Here is a 20817-nt window from a genome sequence, read left to right as displayed (position 1 = left end):
GAACCCGCCCCTGACTCGCAACAAGCGGGCCAGGGGGTGCGGTTCGATCGACCCGGCGGCCGTCGCCAGATGCGACGGCACCATCTGAGGGAGACGTACGCCTTCAGGCGGTTAGCCAGGTCGTTTCACCGAGCCCCTAGGAGCCCGCCTTGTTCGACCGCCTTCTCGACATCCTGTCCCAGGGGCGCACCCTCCGTGCCCTCGTCGACTTCTTGACGATCGTCGTCCGCCTCATCCCGGCCCTGTTCGCCGTGATCGCCTTCATCCCCGCGTTCGTCGTGTTCCCGTTCGTCGCCGCCGGTCCGCGCCGGCACATCCTCGACCTCGTGGACCGCCTCACGCACTGGACGCTGGGCAAGCACATCTAAGCCCGCTCGCTGCTGACGCCCCGCGCCTCAACCGGCGCGGGGCAATGCCGCCCACCGCCCGGCCTCCCTGACCGTCTTCGCTACGGGATCATGTGAGTGTGGCGTGGGGCCTGGGAGTTGTTCATGGGCCGCCCCAACCGGGCGATCAGGGACGCGATCACCCAGCGGCGTGCGGACGCGATCGATCTCAAGCTCGCGGGCGTCGACTGGCTGACGATCGCCCGCAAGCTCGCCGCCGACCCGTCGATCAACAGTGACGGGGTGGCGTACCCGCAGGGGTACGGCATCGACAAGTACAAGCGCGGCCAGGAACCTCCCACCGACAAACGGCTGATCGAGCTGGCGTGCAAGGACGTCTCCAAGGCGCTCCTGGAGCGCACCACCGTCCTCGACGGGAACAGCGACGAGCTGCGTCAGCTCATGGTGGAGCGACTGGAGCGACTGTTCTTTACGGTCTACCGTGCGGCGATCCGTTCCGGGGACTACCAGGCCGTGGACCGTGCGGTGCGGATCATCGAGCGCAGCAGCCGTCTGTTGGGCCTCGACCGGCCCGTCCGTGCGGACCTGTCCGGTCCTGACGGTGGTGCGGTGCAGGTCGAGACGGCGGGCCTGGCCGAGCTGGAGCGCCTGATCGCGCTCGCGGGAACCGCAGAGGGCGGGGATGCCGAGGGCTGACGAGGCTGCGGTCCTCGCCCTGTGCCGGTCGCTTCCCGCGCCCCAACGCCGCGAGATCGCCGCAGCCTCCACCCCCGAACTCCGCGCCCAGCTCGTCCGTATCGAACGCGAGCTGGCGATGGACCGCTCCCCCGGGGCGATGGCTTCGGTCCTCACCGAGGGCCGGGAGATGCAGGCCCCGCACCTGGCGAAGATCGACGCCGCGTTCGAGCGGGTCGCCGCCGGAAAGCCCACGAAGCTCCTGCTGACCATGCCTCCGCGGCACGGCAAGAGCCGTCGTGCCGCCCGGTGGGCGCCGCTCTGGTATCTGCGGCGGCGTCCGGAGCACCGGGTGATGATCGCCTCGTACTCCTCCGACCTGGCCGACGACCACGGCCGGTGGATCCGCGACGCGATCCTCAACTACAGCCCCCAGCTCGGCATCAGCCTGCGCCCCGGCTCCTCCGCCGCGAACCGCTTCGACCTCGCCGGAACGGAGGGCGGGGCCGTCATGGCCAGTGTCGGCGGCGGCCTCACCGGCAAGGGTGCGCACCTGGCGGTGGTGGACGACCCGATCAAGGACGCCGCCGAAGCGTCCTCGCCCACCATGCGTAAACGGCTGGGGGAGTGGTGGCAGGCGGTCCCGCTGACCCGCATCGAGCCGGGCGGGTCGGTCATCCTCATCCAAACCCGATGGGACGAGGACGACCTCGCCGGTCGCGTCCTAGCGGACGAAGGCGATCGATGGACGGTCATCGAGCCTGCCCGCGCTCGCCCTCGCCGACGAGGATGCGCTCGGCCGTGCCGCCGAAGCGCCCCTGTGGCCAGAGCGGTACGACCACGACGCGCTCGCCAGATCCGGCGAACGGTCGGCGAACGCGTGTGGTGGCCGCTTTACATGCAGCAGCTGCGCCCGCAGGACGGCGGCGTGTGGGATGGCCGTGGATCACCAACAACCGCATCAGCGCAGCCCAGTTCCGGGGCATCGACCTCACCCGCATCGTCGTCGCCGTCGACCCGGCGGGCGGGGAGTCCGCCGTGGGCGACGAGACGGGCATCGTGGCCGCCGCGACCGGCCGGGACGGGCACCTGTACGTCCTGGATGACCGCTCCGGGAACCGGGGCGCGGACGCGTGGGGGCGGGAAGCGTGCCTCCTCGCGATCGAGCTGCGGGCGGACGCGATCGTGGTCGAGTCGAACTACGGCGGCGATATGTCCAAGCAGATCCTCCACCAGGCGTGGCAGGAGCTGCACCGCGAGAAGCGCACGGAGAACATGCTGATGCCCGCCGTCCTGCCCGTCACCGCGAAGCACGGCAAACGGTTGCGCGCCGAGCCGATTGCCCAGCTCTACGAGCAGGGCCGTGTGCACCACGTCGGGGAGTGGCCGGTCCTGGAGCAGCAGATGGTGACCTGGGTTGCCGGGATGGACAGCCCGGACCGGATGGATGCGGCTGTGCACGCCATGACGCAGCTCGCCGACCCGCAGCACAGCGGCTTCACCGCGTCCGCCTACCGCGACGGGCGCCTCTCGGGACGACGCTAGAAGAAACGCTTCTGCTCAGCCCCGGGGTGGCGCGGTCAGTACCAGGTTTCGCCGGTTGCTTCTTCGACGGAGGGGAAGATCCGGAAAGCGTCTGCGGGTGCCGAGACGACGAGCCGCTTGTGCACCAGTGGGAAGAGGGGGCCCGCGAGCCAGGGCCGCTCTGTCCCGGCGTTGAGGAGCAGGTCGAGGACGTTGGCGTTCAGGCACAAGAGGCGCGACATGTCGACGACGACGGGCAGGCCGGCCATCGCCCCGGCCTCTAGGGCCATGGCCAGCAGGTCCTGGTCCTTCGCGGTCCCCATGTCGTGCTCGACCTGGATGACGAAGTGGTTCGCCCGCTCCGTAACAACGACAGCAGGCTGGGCAAAGCCCGCATTGAATCCCATGAGCACATCATCCCACTGGATTCGGACAGCACGGACCGTGCGCAGCCAGCAAGACTGCCTCGTCAGCAACCGGTCGGGGGTCTCATGCGCCGAAGTGCGGGCGGAGGTCTTCCGGCCGCCGCCGGACTCGGGACGGCGGCGGCCGGGCGCGGGGCCCCTCCCCAAGGGCGGCCTCGCGCGGGTTGCCCTCACAGCGGTGTGGCGGAAGGACTGCGGGAGCAGCCCCTTGTCGCACCCGGAGGGCGGCAGCTGGAATCCACAGATCGGAGAGTGGTCCCAGCAGGTCTCGGCGGGAGATTCACGGCTCGGGGGGCTGGGAGCCATCGTTCTGTACCTGTTCAGGCTAGGAGGCGGAGACGGTGAGCGGTAGGTGGCCCGGCGAATGTCAGCCGTTCGGGGAGCTGGTGGCGCTGCGGCTGGTGAGGGAGTAGTTCCGCACACCTAACCTGGTAAGCGGCGTGGGGCTGTCGATGGGACGTCCTTCGTGGGTCTGCACGCTTTCCTTACTGATGCCTGGTCGTGGCTGAACTACAAGCCCTCTATGGCTTCTGCGCTCGACCGGCGGCCCCACCGGGTGTTGTCTCCGGAGGCGTACGCCTCCTGGGTTCCTGACGATGCGGTCCGGCGGCTGGCCGCGTACAAGCTGCTCGCGGCCTACGACTCGAACCAGGCGGGCGAACTCGCGACCCTCACCGGCAACGAGGCTGCGTCCGAGCGGCGTGAGTTCGGTGATCCGGCAACGTTCGTGGATACGGCGTTGGCGCATCTGCTGGGGAAGTCGCAGCAGATCACGGTCCCCGGTGCTGAACACGCCGGCGACGAAGACGCACCGCCGGAGGCAGTGGCGGCGGCCGACGCCCAAGAGCGGCTGCGGAGCTGGGCAGAGGCGGAGCTGCTGCCGTTGCGGATGCAGACCGCTGAGCGGAAAGCTGTGCTGCTGGGTGACGGGGTGTACCTGCTGGCGTGGGACCCGGTGAAGGGGCGGGTGCGGCTGAAGACGTACGACCCCGGGTTCTACTTCCCTGTCCTCGATGACGACGCCGATCCGGGCGACTACCCGAACCGGGTGCATCTGGCCTGGGAGATACCCGAGGACCCCAGGCGGGGCGTGAAGGCCAGGGTGCGGCGGATCACGTACGAGCTGGGTCCGCTCGATGTTGCCCTCCGGGTCGTGCAGGACAAGGACGGCCGTAGCCGTCGGGTCGCGGTGGAGACCAGCGAGGGCATCATGCTCTCCCCCGGTGACGTCTACCGGCCGGAGACCAACCGCATCGAGCGCACCTATCCGTGGACACCGGATCAGGTTTCGGCGACCACCTGCTACCTCACCGATGCCGAGTGGGACGTGGACGACCTGCGTCACGGGCAGTCCCTTGATGATCTGCCGCTGGAGAAGGCCCGGTTCCGCACCCGGGTTGACGGTGAAGTTCTTCACCGCTTGGACGTGCGTCTGGACTTCATCCCCGTCGTCCACATCAGCAACACCGTCGCGGACGGGGAGCACTTCGGGCAGTCGTCGCTGGCGAAGGTCATGCAGGCCCTTGATGAGCTGGCGGAGACCGACACCGACTCGGCGCGCGCCTCCGCGACCACCGGGGCGCCGATCATCGGACTTGCCGGGGCGCGCGCGGAGGTCGACCGGGTCACCGGCCGCCCGAAGCCACTGTCCGTGGAGCCGGGCACTGTGTTCCAGCTGGCCGACGGGGGCCGTATGGATGTCCTCGACACCTCGGGGCAGCTCGCTGAGCTGCGGGCGCGGGTAGAGGAGATCCGAGACAGGGCTGCCGTCAACGCCCGTCTGCCTGCGGTGAGCTTGGGGACGGTGGACCCGTCGAAGGTGCCCAGCGGGTACGCGCTTCAGCTGTCGCTCGGCCCTCTGGACTCCCTGGTGGACACACTGCGTCTGGCACGGGCCCACAAGTACAGCCTGCTGTTGAAGATGGTGCAGCGCATCCATCAGGCCGGGCAGGCCCCGGGCTGGCCTGTCGGCGGGTGCTTTCCGGCGCGCCTCGTGTTCGGCCCGCATACCCCGACGGACCGCACGGCCGTCCTGGACGAGGTCGTGAAGGGCGTCACCGCAGGGGTGTTCTCCCTGGAGACCGGCATCCGGATGTTGCAGGATGCGGGCTATCCCATCGAAGACGCGAGGGGAGAGGCCCAGCGCATCGTGCGCCTGCGTGGGGCCGAGTCTCGTGACACGCCCGCTGGAGGCGTCGCTACAAAGTCCGGCACCCGATCCGTCAGGGACGTGGAGGTCACCGAAGAGGCACGTACGGCGGAGGTCAGCCCTTCTGCCTCCTCGTCGTCTTGATGTCTTCCAGCTGGTCGTCGATGGAGCGGTACAGGTCGCTCTCGTCACGGGTGAGGCAGTTCCCACCGCCCCACTGGGACACGTCGGTGCCAAGGTCGATGCAGGCGGTGATCGCGCAGCACCCGCCGACGTCGTTGTACTCGGGGCCGAGGAGTTTCCCTTGCTTCTCTGTCCGTCCGGCGGCCAGCCGTGTACCGCCTTCGCCGAAGAGGACGGTTTCATCCCCGGAGGGCTCTGCGCGGATGCAGGAACCGATGCACTCGGACCGCGCAGGGCAAGGGTGCCAACCGATCACGGGGAAGGTTCAGGCCCGGTTCGGGGTGAAGTCCTGAGCCAGCACTTCAGAAGTAGAATGGTGCCCGTAACCGCTCTCCTGCGCGTGGCCGGATGCCGCGGTGAAACTTCCCATAATGGCAGCTGCGGCCAGCGCGATAGCCGCCACGGTCCTCTGCAGATTCATCAAGTTCCCCCGTGGATCGGATGAGCACGTCCTGCAGATCTTGGCAGCAATCCCGACGGCTGACAACGGCTGTCGGGTACGGCGAGCACCGTCGAAACATCCCTGGCCGTACACGCTGCGATTACCTCGCACGCATAGGAGACCGGGAAGCCCCACAAAGGGGTCGAGATGGCATTGAAGCAGCACATCCGGCACCCCGAGCCCGCCTGAGCCTTCCTGCTCCACCCCGTAGGGCGCATGCCCCCTCTGGGTTCGGATGAAGTGGTTGGCGGGTCCTCCGCACATTCAGGTGGCGACGTTTCAGGACCGGTGTTCAAGTGCTGGAGCAGCCGCAGCCTTGGCGTCCGTAGACTCACTCGTGGCGCGGGGCCATCGTGGGAGCAGCACTCTTTTGATGACCCGCAGCCTGCCCGCCCCGCACACCGTGCTCGGCTACCGCCGTGACGGGCGCCCCATCTTCCCGGTCCTCGGTGCTTCGCCTGAGGACGAGTCCAACGACGAGCACACCGTCACGCTCACCCAGGCGAAGCTGAACACCCTCCTCGCCCGCGAGAAGGACCAGGGCGGCCGGGCCGCACTGCGCACCCTGGCCGACAAGCTCGGCTTCCCCAGCACCACCGACCTGACCGAGTACGTGACCGGGCAGCGGCAGGCCGAGCAGGAGCAGCTGACCGAATCCCAGCGGCGCGAGCAACTTCTTGTGGAACGGGAGAAGACTGCCGTCGCCCGGGAGGCGCAGGCCCTGTCTCGGGAGAGGGATGCAGCCCGTCGTGCTCTGCTCGCCGGCGTCGGTGCGCTGGGCCGTGACCTCGACGACGCGGTGGCGCTCCTGCGGGTATCTGACGACGCCGACGAGACAGCGGTGGGTGAGGCGGTAGCGGACCTGAAGTCCCGTCGCCCGGAGCTGTTCGGCCCGGCACAGCCCGGTTCTCCCGTCCTCCCGGCGGCCCCTGGTGGTGCCCCTGCTTCGGTGCCGCCTGCGCGTCCGGGTGCGGTGGACCGCAAGCCGGGTGCGGCCGGTGTGGAGATGGCCCGCCGCCGGGGCCTGCTTCCCGCCAACGACTGATCTGACCAACGCTTTTGGGGACCACGCCCCGCCTCTTCTCGTGGACGACGCCACCGCCCGGTGAGTGTGTGCAGCTTCAAGCACCACCAGGAGACGCGGCGTGATCCAGCCGTACACGACCTCCGTGACGGTGACCGCTGACCGGGACTGGCTCGCCTCCCGGCACGGCACCGACAGCACGGAGACCATCACCCTTGATCTGAACAAGTTCACCAAGGGCACCCACTACGTCGAGCCGTCGCCGGGCAACATCCACGGCTTCGTTCGCTCCGGTGTCCCGGTCGGCCGCATCACTACGTCGGGCCTGTACGGGGTCTACGACCCGGCGGCCACCGACGGGCGCGCTGTGCTCGCCGGTCTGGTATACGCCGAGGCCGCGTACACGCCGGGCACGACGAAGGTCCCGGCTGCCCTGTTCTGGCACGGCACGGCCAAGGTCCAGAAGATCCCCGGCGGCATCGACCCGTCGAAGATCGTCGCCAATCCGGCAGGTGCGCAGATCCGCTTCCTGGCGGTGGGCGCGTGAGCATCGCCGACCTCCTGAAGAACGTGTCCGTCGCCGACCTGACGGCGTACGCGCGGGCCGTGCCCACCCCGGCCGACTTCCTCCTGACCAAGTCGGTGTTCGCGGAGACCCGCGTCAAGGACGTGAAGTGGCGGGTGCGGCAGTCGAAGCGGCGCGTGAACACGGCGTCCTACCGTGCCTACGACACGAGCGTGCCGTTCGCGAAGCGCCAGGTCGAGACCACCCAGACCGAGGGCACCCTCCCGGCCCTGGGCCAGAAGCTCCTGGTCGGCGAGATGGAGCAGCTGCTCCTCGACGCGTCGCGGGGTGCGGACGACGACCGGCTGGTGGAACTCCTCTACGACGACACCGAACGGCACGTCGAGGCGATCCGCTCCCGCCTCGAACTCGCCGCCGGAGACGTCCTGGCGGATGGCAAGTTCTCCCTCCAGGGGGAGAACGGTCTGACCGTCGAGGTCGACTACGGGGTGCCGTCGGCGAACATGCCGACCGCGCCGAAGCCGTGGTCGGCCGTGGACGCGGACCCGATCGCGGACGAACTGCGGTGGATCGAGTACCTCGACTCCATCGGCGCACCGGCCCCCGAACAGGTCCTCACCAGCCGCAAGGCGTACTCGCACCTGGCGTCGAACTCGGCGTACCGGGCGGCATATTACGGCACCCCGGTGGGCGGTCAGACGCCGACGGCGACGCTGAACCCGGAGCAGGTGAACTCGGTGCGCGGTACGTACGGTCTGCCGCCGGTGACCCTGTACAAGGCGCAGGTGTGGCAGGACGACGTGTCCAAGCGGGTCCTGCCCGAGGACCGGTGGATCATGCTGCCCCCGGACCGGGCGAAGTGGGGTCAGACCCAGTACGGCACCACCGCCGAGTCCCTGGCCCTCTCCCGGGGGACGAACCCGCAGATCGAGCGGCAGGAAGCCCCGGGCATCGTCATCACCCGTGATGTACAGGACGACCCGGTGCAGGTATGGACGAAGGGCGCCGCCGCGGCGATGCCGGTCCTGTACTCCCCGGACTGCCACATCACCGCGACCGTCCTGTGAGCGCCGCCGTCCGCGCACTCGGCACCCTAGCCTGCGCTGTGCACGTCCTGGAGCCGGTCGAGCGCGTCCCCGTGGTGCTCCTGCCGGGCACGGAAGTGAAGGACCCGGCGGTCGCCGAGCAGATCACCAACCCGCGTTGCTGGGAGTCGGGCGTACCGCCCGCCCCGAAGGCAGCCCCCAGTACGTCCGCCCGGAAGGCGAAGACCGCCTAGGACCGACCCCCGCACGGCGGGGAGCAACCGACACCGGATGCTCCCCGCCGTCACCCTTCCCACCTCATCTGGAACCCCTTGTGAACAGCGACGTACAGAGCTGGCTTGTCTCCCAGCTCGGCCCCGATACCGACCTCACCGACCTCGCTCACCGATACGACCGGCTGCACTCCGCCCGCGCGGTCGCCCTGGAGGTGCTGCACGAGCGGATCGCAGCCCTACTCGCCGAACCGCTGAAGGTCACCGTCAACGGGGTCGTCACGATCGACAACTCCGCCAACGTGACCGCCCTCGAACGACGTGCCACCCAGCTCCTCAGCGAACCGGCTCCCGATGACGTGCCGTCCGGCGGCCACGACCTGGTGGCGGCCATCCAGCTGTGCGCGAGGCCCCGCCGATGACCTTGCCCGCCCATCACCCGCAGAGCTGGCAGAACACCTACCCGACCCCGCCACCGGTCTTCCCTGTCGGCCGGACGCTGGGGTGGCTGGCCGCCTACGCGGGGGCGCTCGTGGGCGCGAATGCCCTGACTGCTTCGTACGGGATGATCCCGGTCGGGTTCGGGCAGACGGCGACCGCCGGAACGGTCCTCGCCGGGGTCGCGCTCATGGTCCGCAACACCCTTCAGGACCTCTTGGGGCGTCGCGGTGTCATGACAGCGGTCCTCATCGGCTCTCTGCTGTCCGCCCTGGTCGCCCCACCTGCCCTGGCGTTCGCGAGCGCGGCGTCCGTGCTCGTCGCCGAGAGCGCGGACATGAGCCTGTACACCCCGCTGCGGCGACGCGGCTGGGTGCGGGCAGTGGTCCCCGCTACCCTCCTCGGCGCATTCCTCGACACCCTCGTGTTCCTCACGATTGCCGGGTTCCCCGTCTGGGCCGCTGTGCCGGGGCAGATGACCGGCAAGGCGTGGGCTGTCGCCGTTCCCGTGCTGCTGGTGCTGCTCTGCCGCAGCGTGGGCCCGCGTGCGGGTCGGGTGCGCCGCCTGGCACGGAACTGGGTGTCACGCTCATGAGCGCAGGCGCCTGGTGCTGTACCTGAGCACCCCTTCCAGCCCGGCCGTCCGGGAGGCGATGGCCGCCGGCCTCCTGGGGTGGATGAACACTCCCCGGCAGGGCAACCGGCTCCCGCCCGGGGTGGTGTGGGCTGCCGACAACGGGCGCTTCGGGAAGGGCTGGCCCGGCTACGACAAGTGGCTGGGCTGGCTGGAGCGGCATGCGGACCGCGCCCAGTGGTGTCTGTTCGCGGTCGCCCCGGACGTTCCCATGGACGCTGAAGCCACCCTGGCCGAGTCGCTGCCGTGGCTGCCTCGCATCCGTGCGCTCGGTTACCCCGCCGCGTTCGCCGCGCAGGACGGTGCCGAGGATACGCCACTGCCCAGGGACGACTTCGATGTGCTGTTCTTGGCGGGCAGCACCACATGGAAGCTCGGCCAGGCAGCCGCCACACTCGTCGCGGAGGCGGTCCGCCGGGGGAAGAAGGTCCACATGGGCCGGGTCAACTCCGGGCGCCGCTTCCAGTACGCGCAGGGGCTGGGCTGCGCTTCCAGCGACGGGACGTTCATCGCGTTCGCCCCCAAAACCAACCTGTCCAGGTGTCTTCGCTGGGCCGACCGCAGCTCCGTGGCACCGTGAAATCGTCGGGCTGAGTCACTGCTCGGCGTCGCGACTGTCCGGAGGGGCGACCTGCTGCCAGTCCTCGTAGGGCTTCGTCACGAACAGTCCCCGTACGACGCTTCGGGTGAGGACGACGGCGCCCTCGCCATACTCCGGCAGCTCAGCGACGGCTTCGGCTGCCGAGTCGTAGGAGAACTGCTTGCCCTTTGCGTTCTGGATGACCCACTCTCTGTCATCGCTCACGCCGACTCCAGTAGGCACCGACATCAGCACCACACCTCCTTGATTGGAGCTTTTCGCATTTTTTATCTCAAAAGCCCCACGGGAGATCCACTGTACTGCACCACGAACAGAGGGAAAACGCACCATGCCCCGCCCCTCAGATGACCGAGGGGCGGGGCATATCCAGCAGCACCAAGAAGCAGCCAGCAGCTCAGTTGATTGGATGTTGCACACGCTACGGCACCCAAGGCAACGCCTCTGCTGACCAAAGGGAAGATTTCCCCTGTGGATTGATCCAGCACCCCATTTCCGGTCGATTCCGCGGACTCGGCACCGACTCTTTCTTGCCCGCCGTTAATGCTCGTTCGGTCTAGGGCGGTCAAGTCCATGCAGCCGAGGCGGGATTTCGCTGTCGCCGCTCTGCGGCACATGCTCTTGGCGGAAACGGGAGGCACGGGAGCTTCCTCACGAGCTGTTTCGGACGGTGGGTCCCTGCGGCAGGCCGTCTGGCGCTGTCCCCGATTCGCAGGCACTGGTCATTCTTGCCTTTGCCACATCCTGGGGGTCAGCGCCCAACCGCGCAGCGATGTCGATCAAAGGAGGAGTCTCGCCAGTACGCTTGAGGTCGCACAGTAGGTAGACCAAGAACAGGGCGCACTCTGGGTCTCCCAAGGCAATCCCCTGATGGCAGTACGCCTCAGCCTCGGGATACTGCTCCAGGTCGGTGGCTACGTAGGCACAGCGCAGTGCCGCATCGGTGTCTCCCGCAACCAACGCTGCCTGGTAATAGCGCAGTGCTTCGGGCAGGCGGTGTTCTTCTTCGAGCCAGGCTGCGTAGCGATAGGACGCATCTTCGTCATCTGCTTCGAGGGCAATATGGAATGCGGCTTCCACCACGCGCGGGGATCTATCTCCGGCGCTGAGGTGGCGTGCGTATCCGGTGCGCGCTCCGGACAAGCCGAGCCTGATTGCTTCCTGCCACTGGCTAGCGGCCGCGGTGTGTTCTCCCGTCTCATCGAGGAGTTCGGCCAGGACTGCGGTGAGTTCGTGTTGGCCGTCAGACACTGCGATACGCAGCCAGCGGAGTGCCTCAGCCAGGTGCTCCTGTCTCCAGAACAATCGGCCGAGGTTGCCCGCGGCCAGTCTGTCGCCTTCTAGGTAGGCGCGAGTGAGGAGCTGCACGGCTTCATCGACGCGGCCGGGGATCTCTTCGAGCAGCAGAGCCAGGTCGTTGAGGGTCTTGGGGTCGCCGTCTTCGACCGCTTTGCGGTACCAGTACTCCGCCTCGACCCGATCATCACGCTCATCGGCCAGCAGGTTCGCAAGGTGCCGGGCCAGATAGAGACGGCCTGCAGCCAGCCGCTTCCTGAGGAGGGTTTCCGCCTCGTCCACGCGTCCGCTGAAGCGCAGGAGGACGGAGAGATGCTCGTCGGCGTTCCAATCCTCGCCCTGGTCGAGGGAGGCCCGCAACAGCCTTTCCGCCTCCTCTGGTCGTTCTTCCCACTCCATCAAAGCGGCTGCATACTCCACTCCTGCACCCAGCACACCGAGGGCCATCGCCTCCAGGTACAGCTCTCTGGCCTCCTCTCGGCGGCCTTCGCACGCAAGCTGCTCGGCACGTCGCCACGCCTCGTAACTACTCACCGATCACTCATTCCCGTGTGCTGTCGAAACGACTGTTCAGAACCTTCCACCGCCGCCACGTCGGTTGGGATTCTCCGGGATGTTTCTTCTACCACCATGCCTATCCCCCTTTTCGTGTTTGCCCTTTGTCCTCTGACCCTCGCCTCGGTGCCCCTTCCTGTTCGCCTGGTTCAGGGGCTTCTTGGCCTTTCTGGCCCCCTTCCCTGCCTTGCTGGCAAGTGTGGCGACCCTGATGACCACGATGATGGCGCACCAAGGGCATTGGCCACCGAGGTCGGTCTGATTCACAGGCTCATGGCGGACATAGTCGTAGCGGTTGGCGCTGCCGCCGGGGACGGGGTCGGTCTGGAGGAAGCGGCCGAGTGTGGGTTGGTAGAGGCGGGCTCCCATGAGGAGTTGGCCGGCGGGGGTGCGGCTAGAGCGTTGTTTGCTGCCGAGGTACCCGTAGGTGGTGCTGCCCTGGTCGGGGTGGGGGATGCCGAAGGGGTCGTAGCCGGTGACCAGGGCTGTGCTGGTGTTGTCGATCGTGGTGACGATGTCGTCGTGGAGGTCGGCGAACTGCCATTCCACGCTGTCGCCGGTGGCGGTGGCCAGGAGGTCGCCGTTGAGGCCGGTGACGTGGCGTGTGCGGCTGCTCCCGCCCTTGGTCTCGGTCCAGGAGGGTGTGTCCTCATCGTCGCCGAAGTGGACGAGGCGGGCGTCCGTCGGCAGCCAGCCGGCGCTGATGCTGGTTTCCTCGGAAGAGGAGTGGCGGCGGCCTGACGGATCGATGTCCCAGGTCGTCCGCAAGCCCTGAGCCGTCTGCTGACGGACGAGGTCGTTGGTGTAGTAGGCCGTCTGCTCGTTGGCGGGGCTGACGGTGGTGCGACCGAAGGCGTCGAAGACGGTGCCGTCGGCGAGACGATCCGCGCTGTCGTAGGCGTGGCGCTGGATGTCAGCGGTGCCAGGGGCGGCGGCGCAGGTGTCGTCGTCGGAGCGGGCGGTGGTCTTCTCCGTGCGGTTGGTGTTGCGGTCCAGGGTGTACTGCTGGCGGGTGCAGGTCCCGTCGTGGGCGCGGTCGTCGTGAGTGAGGCGGCCGTTACGGTCGTAGCCGTAGGCGAGGGCGCTGTTGTGCGCGGTTCGGCGGGTCCATTCACCGTGCGGGTTGCTGGTCTGGCTGTCGGAGACGATCGTGAGGGCGTCTTCGCCGTTGCCCCGCTGCGTGGTGCGGCTGGTGGTGTCGCCGGTGGGGTCGATGTGGTCGGTGAGGGTGAAGTCGCCGGGGAGTTTCTGTTCGGTCAAGGTGCCGTCCACGTCGTAGCGGCCTGTAATGCGGCCAGTAGTGCTGTCGGTGACAGCGGTGGCCAGACCCCGGGGCTCCTCGGTGTGGTCGTAGGTGTAGGTGCGACTGCCGCTGTCATCGGTGACCGAGGACGGACGGTCGAGCTGGTCGTACTGGGTGCGGGTGATCGCACCGTGGGCGTCGGTGTAACTGAGGGTGCGGCCAAGAGAGTCGTACGCGGTGCGCAGTGCTCCGCCGGTGGTGAATCGCTGGACGGTTCTGCGGCCGGTGGCCGGGTCGTACTCAGTGAGCACGTCGCGCACCTTCTCGCCGACGCCGACGGGAATGACGGTGCGGACGGGCCGTCCGGCGGTGTCGTAGGTGCGGATGACGGTGCGGGTGGCACCGTTCGCGGTTTCGACGGTCTTGGCGCTCTGGCCTTCGCGGGCGTACTCGATGGTGGTGGTTGGGAGTTCGCGCATGGTGCCCGCGTCGGCGGGGGTCGCGGCACGGACCCGGCAGGTGAGGGCGGCCCACTCGGGGCGTCCCGCGCAGTCTCCGGTGCCGGTGGCCTTCCAGTATTCGGTGAGGGTGGTGCCGGCGTCGTTGCCGTTGGAGGCGGGCTGGGTGGTCTTGGTAATGCGCCCCTGGTCGTCGTAGGCGTTGGTGGTGGTCAGGGCGAGTCCACTGGGGTCACTCACGGTGGTGGTCGGCAGGCCCTTGGACCAGTCGTAGGCGGTGGTCGTGGTCCGCAGGTCCAGGGCCATTCCGGGGTGGTCGGGGAGTTCACCGGCGGTCGTCTCGGTGGTGACCAGGTCCTTGGCCTTGGCCCTGCCGCCGGTGGGGCGCCCCTGGTCGAATTCGCGGTGCACCCAGGTCCGGGCCGCCACTGCGGTCCCGGCGGTGGCCAAGGTGTTCCCACCGTTCGTGAGATCAGTTTCGGGGACGGTGGTGCGCAGCGGCTGACGGCTGTCGGTCTCCCTGAGTCCGTCGTCGCTGTAGGTGGACCCGGTGGACAGGAGCTGGGCGCGCTCGTCCGGCGCAGTGTCGGTGAGTCCGAGGGTGCGGAGGGTCTCTTCCGTGACCTCGTCGTTCTCGCCCTGGCCGAGGGCCAGGGTCCGGTTGGCGGCGGTGAGCTGCTGGACGATGTTGCCGTACTCGTCGTACTGCGTGGTGGTGATGCCCCCCTTGGGGTCGGCGGTGTTGACCTGTCGGCCGGAGGCGTTGATGTAGGTGAGGGCGGCGCGGCGGTAACCGTCCTTGCCCAGGTTGGTGCCATCGCTGGTGGCAGGCACGCTGTCAGCGGGGAAGAGAGCGGCCGCGTCCGTGGGGGCGTCGCTCTGGCCCCACTGGCTGACGTCCTTGTTGCCCATGGGGTGCGGGGCGTTGTCACCGGTGAGGGGGACGCCATAGACGAGGGTGGTCTGGGCGGTGCCGTTGGTCTCGTTCTGGGTGCCGGGGGTGAGGGTGGCGCGGCGGACGGCCTGGAGTGCGCCGTCGTCGCTGTCCGGGGCGTTGGCCACGCGTCCGTAGACCATGGTCCAGGGCTGGTCGCTGCCGCTCTGGTGGGTGGTGACGTGTCCGGCCTGGTCGTAGGTGTAGCGAGTGGTGACGGCGGGGGTGATGCGGGGGTCCCACTGCGCGGTGAGGCGCTGCTTGTCGTCGTAGGCGTACGCGGAGATCGTGCTCGCCGTCGCTGTCCTGGTGCCCGGGTCGGTGGCCCACAGGCGCAGTTCGCGCACCTGCCCGGTAACGTCGCCGGGTTTGCCTGCGGTTGCGGTGGTGGCGGTGGCGTAGACGTACTCGATCAGGCGGCATCCGGCGGTGGCCGGAGCGGTCTCGCACGTGGCCTGGGGTACGGCAGTGGTGGGCGCGATGAGGTACTTCGGCCGTACCAGGGCCTTGCCGCCGACGGCCGTCTTCTCGTAGGTCTGGCGAGTAGTGGAGTTGGATGAGGGAAGGTAGCTTGAGGCAAGCTGCCACGTGGCCCCATCGCCTGTCACGTCGGTGAAGGTGGTGACGGTGCCGTCGGTGTCGGTCAGGGTGAAGTTGCTGTTCAGGGAACCGGTGAGGGTGTAGTCCTCGGCCCCGGGTTCCGGGGTCCACTTGCCGCCGGGTGCGGCGTTGAACCCGATGCCGGCGACTCCGTCCTCGTCGGCGAAGTTGACCTCGACGGAGGTCGCGGAGGTCTTGCGCACCGCGGTGAAGTCCGACTCGCTGATGTCCGAAACCGTCCCGGGCAGCCAGCCGGGGCCGAAGACCGGGGCGTAGCCCTGGTGCTGCGTGTCTGCACTGGTACGACGCGAGCCGAGGGTGCGGGTGACGTTCAGCTCCCAGGCCGAGGCGTCGGTCTCGGAGAGGGTGTAGTTGCCGGTGAGCATGTTGACCGAGCCCGCGCCGACGGCTTCACTCGGAGCCTGGCCCGCGTCCTTGTCCAGCGTCACTTCGTTCGCCGGGGAGATACGGGTCCGTCCCTCGGAGGTGAAGTAGGCCCGCACCTCGACGGTGCTGTTGTCCTTGAGAGTGGCCGACAGGTTCCAGTTCAGGGCCGGGGGCCTGCCGCCGGGCGCGGCCAGCGGCCAGGACTGAACCGGGCCTCCCCCGGCGGTGAGGGCGACGTCCCCGACGGGCACGTCTTGCCAGTCGTCCGTCGCACCGCGTCGCCACTGATAGCGCACGCCGGTGTCCTGCTCCGAACCCCGGGAGGCCAGCACCGTGCGGCGGGCCGACCGGGCGCCCTGCGACGGCGAGAGCAGGGCTGCGCCCTTACCGGCCAGGAACGGGTAGGAGACGATGGTGGATTCGAGGCCGGATGCGTTGCGGGTCTTGGCTTGCAGGGTGTGTTCGCCGGGCTTCACCGACACTGCCAGCGGCACCGTCGGCTTCCACGCGGTCTCTCGCCAGGGCTGTCCGTCGATACGCCAGATGACCGTGCGCGTGAAGGCACTCACCGGGACGGCGTTGATGGTGCCGGTGAGGTTGCCCTTGCCGTCCTCCGTGCCGCCCCAGGTGTTCTGGGGGAAGTCGGTGGAGGACAGGTTGGGCGGGCCGGGCGGGGTGGTCAGGACGGAGTACACCTGCTGCCAGGGGCTGCACCAGCCGGACCATGCGTGCCCGTCCCATACCCGAACGCGGATCGAATAGCGGCCGCGCTCCTTCATATGGTCGGCGGGGACCCGCCAGCTCTGACTGCGCCCGGAGGTGCCCCGGGACTGGCCGGAGACGATCGGCTGTTTGCCTCCGTACTCCCACACCTCCCACTGGGCAGTGAGGTTTCCCCCGTCCGCGTCGTGCGGTGTCACCGAGAGGGTGGGTGTGGTGGTCGGAATGAAAGTGCCCACCGAGTCGGTGCGTGAAGGGGTGATGGAGGGAGTGGCGGGAGTGTTGGGGACGGTGTTGTACGTGACGGCGAGGACCGGGGGGCGGGGGCCTTCGGCGGAGGAGACGCGCTTCCAGCCGTAGGGGTCGTTCTCGTTGGCGGCCTGGATGCCGAGGTAGTGGCGGACGTTGTCCTTCCACCCCGCGAATTGCCGCATCAGGGTGGTGACGTCTGAACTGATCCAGCCCGGGCCACATGGAGAGGGCCCGCGGGTCTCGGGCGAGGAGTGGAACTTGCTGATCCAGCGCGGCTGGTTCGTCCACCGGGCACCGGAACCTGCCGGGGCGGTCCACCACACGTCCCAGCTACGGTCCTGGCAGGACCAGGAGTGGTGGTTGAACAGGCTCAGCTTCGCCGACAGGATCTGACGGCCTTTCACCTTGCCGGTGTCGAAGCCCAGATAGGAGCGGGCGACCTGGCCGGAGCCGTTGTTGCCCCACTTCAGTTCCTCGGCACGGGACTGGTCCGTGGTGTAACCCTGCTGCACGAACGCATCGAAGGCGGGCCCGAAGCTGATCGCCGGGTCAAGGGTGAGGGGATACTTCGTGTCGGCGTCGGCCAGGAATGCGGTGCTCACGTCGTAACTCAGCTCGACACCGTCGCCCGTGGGCTTCGCCTGGGAGTCGACTTCCTCGACGTCTTCGGGGTCGCCGGACCGCTTGTCGAACTCGTTGTCCCACAAAGTCGCCTCGCCCATCGTGGCGAGCACCCGGCCGGCCCCGTCGACAAGCTCGTGGCCGTCCGGGCCCTCCGTCAGCTTCCCTCCGCGCGCCCTCAGCGGCACGTCGAGTTTCTCCAACTCCCGCACGGCCTTGCGGTTGTGGGCGATGAAGGTTTCCTCAACGCCGGTGCGAGAGACCTCCAGCACGAGATCCAGGCCCGGACGGACCGAGGGGTAGACCGCGCGGTCCCCGGTCACGACGGGCTTGGGCAGCCTGCCCTCCCAGCCGAGCGCGAGTCGCCGGGAGCCTTCACCCAGCGAGACGAGTTCCTGCCCCTCGCCTGGGCCCGCCAGCCGCATGTCCAAGGGGTGAGCGGCGGGGTGCAGGGAGCCGTCAGCTCCTTCGACGAGGCGGGTGTCGATGTCCTGCCACTGACCCTTGGCACGGAAGCGCAGCGGACCCGCCGACTGCTCGACCGAGCGGGTCCCGTCGGGGTTGGCCCATACCGTGGCGAACTCGGTTCGCTGCGAGAGCACTTCGATACGGCGGTTCTGCAACCGGGCCGTCAGCGCCGCCGACGCCTCATCGGGTGCCTCCGCAGGCCCCTGGCTCTTACCCGCGAGAGGGGCTGCCGTCATGGCTGCCTGCGCCGGGCCGAGCAGGGGTACTGCTCCCGCGTCCGTCATGATGGCGCACTCCCCGGCCAGCGTCACGGCAAGACTCAGTGCTGTACGCGCCGACCACCGCACCCACGCAGGCGAACGCAGAGATCGCCGTTCTTCTTGGGGAGCCCACTCCATGACGGTTCCTCACATGATGTTACGAAGCACTCTCGAACATCACCTAGAGTCACCATTGCCAAAGTGAATAAATCCTTAAGCCCAAAAATGTGCACATATGCAGCAACATCACGTGGCATTCACTCTGGAAGAGGCTGCCTGCCCCGCGGAAGCCGAAAGCACGGACGGCCCGACCCACACGAAGAGCGAGCACCCTCCTCCCAGCAACAGGATTCCGGCTTCTTGGCACACCTACGCTCAAAATCATGAGCACGAATAAGGACCCCCGCCAGGTACGGGTCGCCGCGAGCCAACGCGACGGTGCGGTCATCGAAGTCGACGGTCACAACGTCGCATCAGCGGTCGAGGCGTACCGGATCACACAGACGGTGGACGAGGGCCCCGAGCTGACCCTCTATGTCCAGTCCGGGTGGAAGGGCTTGGAGTTCGACGGCCTGGCCGATGTGGTCGTGGAGCCTGCGGGCGTGCGGCAGGTCGTGATCGGGTTCCTGGACTCGGTGGATGCCGCGAAGCTCGATGCGGCGGTCCTTGACCGCGACGATCTCGACGGCGCTCCTGGTGAGCTGACGCGCGGCCTGCTGGCGCAGCTGAGGGACTGGGCGGTCGAGGGTGCTGCTTGATCAGCAGGGCATTGCCCGGTTCGCGCAGCGGCACCTGATGCCGGACACCGTGCGGGTCACGCGGGAAGCCGACGGCGAGGTCCTGGACCCGGAGTCGGGTGCCCTCGTCCCCGTCGACCGGCTGGTGGTGCACTCCGGGCAGGCGGGTTTGTACGGGCACCAAGAGCGCATCCGCAGCCGTGGTGGAGCGGAGGGGGCGTGGGTGCATGAGGTGCGCCCGGGATACCGGATGCTGCTTCCCCTCTCGGCCCCCGAACTCTGCGAAGGGGACGAGGTACGGGTGGTCGAGGCGCGGGACGTGCAGGCGGTCGGTCGTACGTACCGGGTGACGGCGCTGCCCGAGGTGTCGTCGTTCCCTGTGCTGCGGACGGTATGGCTGGAGGAACACAACCGGGAGGCCACAGCATGAACGGCGGATCGTTCACTTCTCCTGGTGCCCTCGCGGCGGCTCTGGAGCGTGGCGCGCAGCGGTCGGTGGTCGCTGCGGAAACGGTGATGCAGTACAGCGCGCAGTCCCTCGTGCAGCAGGTCCAGCAAAACGCCTCTGGGCATCCCGGCCCCCGTGTGATCACTGGCCGCTACCGGGCATCCTGGCGCTCCGAAGTCCACCGTGCGGGCCCAGTCGTTGTGGCTGAGGTCGGCTCTGCCGCCCCGCAGGCGCGCAGGCTGGAGTTCGGGTTCGTCGGCGTCGACTCCCTCGGTCGGCACTACGCGCAGCGCCCGTTCCCGCACCTGGGACCGGCAGTCGAGCAGGCCGGGCCTGCGCTGGCGCGCACCCTTGGCCAGGCTGTGGAGGTGGTGCTGTGAGTCTGACCGGCGACCTGGAAGAGGCCCTGGCCGAGGTGCTGGCCGGGCACGAACGCGGGATGCTCGCCCGCGCCGTGGTGATTGCGGAACTCCTCGATGGCGACGGAGACCGGTCATTGAATGTCCTGGCTACCCCTGGGGTTCCGGAGTGGGATGCGCTGGGGCTGTGCCGGTACGGCGTGCTGTCCATCGAAGGCCCTGCCGCCGCCCAGTTCGTTGAGGACGAAGAGTGATCGACCGCTCCCCCATGAACCGGGCCGTGCAGGAGTTGTTGGCCAAGGTGACCGGCAAGCCGTGCGGACTCGGAGCCCTGCCCCTGGCCGGCGGGAAACCTGCCCCGCTCCCGTACACGGTGCTCTACCCGCTCGGCGGGTCGGTCAGCGGCGCACCTCTCGCCGACCTGGGCGAGGACGCCGTCTTCGTGTATCAGGTGACGGCGGTCGGCGCGCGCACCGATCAGGCGGAGTGGCTTGCCGACAAGGTGCGCCGGGCGATCCTCGGACGTACCTCAACCGGTGCATGGGCCAACGGCCTTGGCGTACCCGGTGTAGATGTGTGGGCGCGAGACCTGGACGCCGACGCCGGTACGGACGACACGGGAGCTTCGGACGGGGTAGTGACCAGCAGCCAGCGGTACCGGATATCTGCCACCAGCACCCCGGAAGCGTCGTCTTGACGAACGTAGTGTCGGAGAAGAGAGCAACGCTCCAGCCCGCCTGACCCAACTGGTAGAGGCGCGCGGTACCGGCCCCCGATGGGGAGATCCGCAAACAATCCGCAGAGTTCCCGGTTCGATCCCGGGGGTGGGCACCGATAGCTAACAGGTGGCAGCAACCATCGGGGTTTCAAATTCTCCACCACTCCCTCACGACACCTTGCCGACCATACGTACAACCGTGTCAATGATCACATTCGATACAGGTTGATGGAGGTAAACGTCACGATTTGTGAGCGTTGCTTGATGGTCAGCTCGACGTAAAAGCTCGACGGGCGTCATTGCACTGGCCATCCAGTTCGGAGAGAGGTCAAGAACTTGAGCCCTACGCATCGAATGAGGCTTTTCCGAAGAGTGGCTGTTGGTGCTGCTCTGGCTCTGCTCTTAGGGGTAAGTCCGGCCCATGCGGACGGTGCACCTATTGCGGTGGACCCTAATGCGGCACCATCTACGCGCCCAGCCGCAGGGCCAGAACTCCGCGCCACAGCCGCCGCCAGCCGTCCAGTTTCAGGGAAAAACC

21 protein-coding genes and 1 pseudogene are annotated in these 20817 nt (G+C 68.2%); 17 read left to right on the top strand and 5 right to left on the bottom strand.

Annotated features, from left to right (window positions below):
- Positions 1 to 149: 149 nt before the first annotated feature.
- The 4 genes and pseudogenes from OG897_RS35870 (at position 150) to OG897_RS35855 (ending at position 2567) form a co-directional block, all read left to right on the top strand.
- Positions 150 to 368, top strand: a complete 219-nt coding sequence (locus OG897_RS35870; protein ID WP_266663669.1) for a hypothetical protein — start codon at positions 150 to 152, stop codon at positions 366 to 368.
- Between the two features lie 123 nt (positions 369 to 491).
- Positions 492 to 1043: a hypothetical protein gene (locus OG897_RS35865; protein ID WP_266663667.1), complete on the top strand. Its 552-nt coding sequence runs from the start codon at positions 492 to 494 to the stop codon at positions 1041 to 1043.
- A pseudogene (locus OG897_RS40925) lies at positions 1030 to 1671 on the top strand (terminase family protein); the annotation flags it as partial. The gene OG897_RS35865 and the pseudogene OG897_RS40925, both read left to right, overlap by 14 nt.
- A 281-nt stretch (positions 1672 to 1952) precedes the next feature.
- Positions 1953 to 2567, top strand: a complete 615-nt coding sequence (locus OG897_RS35855) for a hypothetical protein (RefSeq protein WP_266663666.1) — start codon at positions 1953 to 1955, stop codon at positions 2565 to 2567.
- A gap of 35 nt (positions 2568 to 2602) precedes the next feature.
- Here OG897_RS35855 and OG897_RS35850 read toward each other — a convergent pair whose 3' ends face one another.
- On the bottom strand, positions 2603 to 2953 hold the full coding sequence (locus tag OG897_RS35850; protein WP_266663664.1) for a hypothetical protein: 351 nt from the start codon (positions 2951 to 2953) through the stop codon (positions 2603 to 2605).
- 541 nt (positions 2954 to 3494) lie between these two features.
- On the opposite strand from OG897_RS35850, the gene OG897_RS35845 reads away from it, so the two are divergent.
- Positions 3495 to 5264: a hypothetical protein gene (locus OG897_RS35845; RefSeq protein ID WP_266663662.1), complete on the top strand. Its 1770-nt coding sequence runs from the start codon at positions 3495 to 3497 to the stop codon at positions 5262 to 5264.
- Here the strand turns inward: OG897_RS35845 and OG897_RS35840 are convergent.
- Entirely contained in the window at positions 5236 to 5559 is a 324-nt protein-coding gene (locus tag OG897_RS35840) for a hypothetical protein (protein ID WP_266663661.1), read from the bottom strand. The genes OG897_RS35845 and OG897_RS35840 overlap by 29 nt on opposite strands.
- 559 nt (positions 5560 to 6118) lie before the next feature.
- Between OG897_RS35840 and OG897_RS35835 the strand changes: the two genes are divergently transcribed.
- The 7 genes from OG897_RS35835 (at position 6119) to OG897_RS35805 (ending at position 10205) form a co-directional block, all read left to right on the top strand.
- The gene (locus OG897_RS35835) at positions 6119 to 6790 is read left to right on the top strand and encodes a hypothetical protein (protein WP_266663659.1); all 672 of its coding nucleotides are present in this window, start codon (positions 6119 to 6121) and stop codon (positions 6788 to 6790) included.
- A 100-nt stretch (positions 6791 to 6890) separates the two neighbouring features.
- Positions 6891 to 7316, top strand: a complete 426-nt coding sequence (locus OG897_RS35830; RefSeq protein WP_266663657.1) for a head decoration protein — start codon at positions 6891 to 6893, stop codon at positions 7314 to 7316.
- Positions 7313 to 8362 (top strand): major capsid protein, encoded by a 1050-nt coding sequence (locus tag OG897_RS35825; protein ID WP_266663655.1) that lies wholly within the window; start codon positions 7313 to 7315, stop codon positions 8360 to 8362. Before OG897_RS35830 ends, OG897_RS35825 begins: the two co-directional genes overlap by 4 nt.
- Positions 8363 to 8400: 38 nt before the next feature.
- On the top strand, positions 8401 to 8574 hold the full coding sequence (locus OG897_RS35820) for a hypothetical protein (RefSeq protein WP_266663653.1): 174 nt from the start codon (positions 8401 to 8403) through the stop codon (positions 8572 to 8574).
- Positions 8575 to 8654: 80 nt separating this feature from the next.
- Complete coding sequence (locus tag OG897_RS35815) at positions 8655 to 8975, top strand: hypothetical protein (RefSeq protein WP_266663651.1); 321 nt, start codon at positions 8655 to 8657, stop codon at positions 8973 to 8975.
- Positions 8972 to 9586: a VUT family protein gene (locus OG897_RS35810; RefSeq protein WP_266663649.1), complete on the top strand. Its 615-nt coding sequence runs from the start codon at positions 8972 to 8974 to the stop codon at positions 9584 to 9586. The genes OG897_RS35815 and OG897_RS35810 overlap by 4 nt, the downstream gene beginning before the upstream one ends.
- Positions 9587 to 9668: 82 nt before the next feature.
- Positions 9669 to 10205: a hypothetical protein gene (locus OG897_RS35805; protein ID WP_266663648.1), complete on the top strand. Its 537-nt coding sequence runs from the start codon at positions 9669 to 9671 to the stop codon at positions 10203 to 10205.
- A gap of 15 nt (positions 10206 to 10220) precedes the next feature.
- Here the strand turns inward: OG897_RS35805 and OG897_RS35800 are convergent, their stop codons facing one another.
- The 3 genes from OG897_RS35800 to OG897_RS35790 all read right to left on the bottom strand — a co-directional run bounded on the left by OG897_RS35800 (position 10221) and on the right by OG897_RS35790 (position 18041).
- Complete coding sequence (locus tag OG897_RS35800) at positions 10221 to 10430, bottom strand: hypothetical protein (RefSeq protein WP_266663646.1); 210 nt, start codon at positions 10428 to 10430, stop codon at positions 10221 to 10223.
- 444 nt (positions 10431 to 10874) lie between these two features.
- Positions 10875 to 12053, bottom strand: a complete 1179-nt coding sequence (locus tag OG897_RS35795) for a hypothetical protein (RefSeq protein ID WP_266663645.1) — start codon at positions 12051 to 12053, stop codon at positions 10875 to 10877.
- 36 nt (positions 12054 to 12089) lie between these two features.
- Positions 12090 to 18041 (bottom strand): DNRLRE domain-containing protein, encoded by a 5952-nt coding sequence (locus OG897_RS35790; RefSeq protein ID WP_266663643.1) that lies wholly within the window; start codon positions 18039 to 18041, stop codon positions 12090 to 12092.
- Between the two features lie 359 nt (positions 18042 to 18400).
- On the opposite strand from OG897_RS35790, the gene OG897_RS35785 reads away from it, so the two are divergent.
- The 5 genes from OG897_RS35785 to OG897_RS35765 are packed head-to-tail and all read left to right on the top strand — an operon-like array spanning position 18401 to position 20258.
- The gene (locus OG897_RS35785; RefSeq protein ID WP_266663641.1) at positions 18401 to 18775 is read left to right on the top strand and encodes a hypothetical protein; all 375 of its coding nucleotides are present in this window, start codon (positions 18401 to 18403) and stop codon (positions 18773 to 18775) included.
- Positions 18765 to 19184: a DUF6093 family protein gene (locus OG897_RS35780; RefSeq protein WP_266663639.1), complete on the top strand. Its 420-nt coding sequence runs from the start codon at positions 18765 to 18767 to the stop codon at positions 19182 to 19184. The genes OG897_RS35785 and OG897_RS35780 overlap by 11 nt, the downstream gene beginning before the upstream one ends.
- A complete protein-coding gene (locus tag OG897_RS35775; RefSeq protein ID WP_266663637.1) occupies positions 19181 to 19582 on the top strand; it encodes an HK97 gp10 family phage protein in 402 nt (133 codons plus the stop codon). Before OG897_RS35780 ends, OG897_RS35775 begins: the two co-directional genes overlap by 4 nt.
- A complete protein-coding gene (locus tag OG897_RS35770; RefSeq protein WP_266663636.1) occupies positions 19579 to 19815 on the top strand; it encodes a hypothetical protein in 237 nt (78 codons plus the stop codon). The genes OG897_RS35775 and OG897_RS35770 overlap by 4 nt, the downstream gene beginning before the upstream one ends.
- Positions 19812 to 20258 (top strand): hypothetical protein, encoded by a 447-nt coding sequence (locus tag OG897_RS35765; protein ID WP_266663634.1) that lies wholly within the window; start codon positions 19812 to 19814, stop codon positions 20256 to 20258. Before OG897_RS35770 ends, OG897_RS35765 begins: the two co-directional genes overlap by 4 nt.
- Positions 20259 to 20817 lie beyond the last annotated feature (559 nt).

This window comes from Streptomyces sp. NBC_00237 (assembly GCF_026342435.1).
Taxonomy (GTDB): Bacteria; Actinomycetota; Actinomycetes; order Streptomycetales; family Streptomycetaceae; genus Streptomyces.
This window is presented reverse-complemented; position numbering and strand designations above follow the sequence as displayed.

Excerpts from the sequence above, each read along its gene's own strand:
- OG897_RS35775 (WP_266663637.1), top strand. The coding sequence starts at position 19,181 with ATGAACGGCGGATCGTTCACTTCTCCTGGTGCCCTCGCGGCGGCTCTG.
- OG897_RS35835 (WP_266663659.1), top strand. The coding sequence starts at position 6,119 with ATGACCCGCAGCCTGCCCGCCCCGCACACCGTGCTCGGCTACCGCCGT.
- OG897_RS35785 (WP_266663641.1), top strand. The coding sequence starts at position 18,401 with ATGAGCACGAATAAGGACCCCCGCCAGGTACGGGTCGCCGCGAGCCAA.
- OG897_RS35810 (WP_266663649.1), top strand. The coding sequence starts at position 8,972 with ATGACCTTGCCCGCCCATCACCCGCAGAGCTGGCAGAACACCTACCCG.
- OG897_RS35865 (WP_266663667.1), top strand. The coding sequence starts at position 492 with ATGGGCCGCCCCAACCGGGCGATCAGGGACGCGATCACCCAGCGGCGT.
- OG897_RS35845 (WP_266663662.1), top strand. The coding sequence starts at position 3,495 with ATGGCTTCTGCGCTCGACCGGCGGCCCCACCGGGTGTTGTCTCCGGAG.
- OG897_RS35850 (WP_266663664.1), bottom strand. The coding sequence starts at position 2,953 with ATGGGATTCAATGCGGGCTTTGCCCAGCCTGCTGTCGTTGTTACGGAG.
- OG897_RS35805 (WP_266663648.1), top strand. The coding sequence starts at position 9,669 with ATGAACACTCCCCGGCAGGGCAACCGGCTCCCGCCCGGGGTGGTGTGG.
- OG897_RS35790 (WP_266663643.1), bottom strand. The coding sequence starts at position 18,041 with ATGACGGACGCGGGAGCAGTACCCCTGCTCGGCCCGGCGCAGGCAGCC.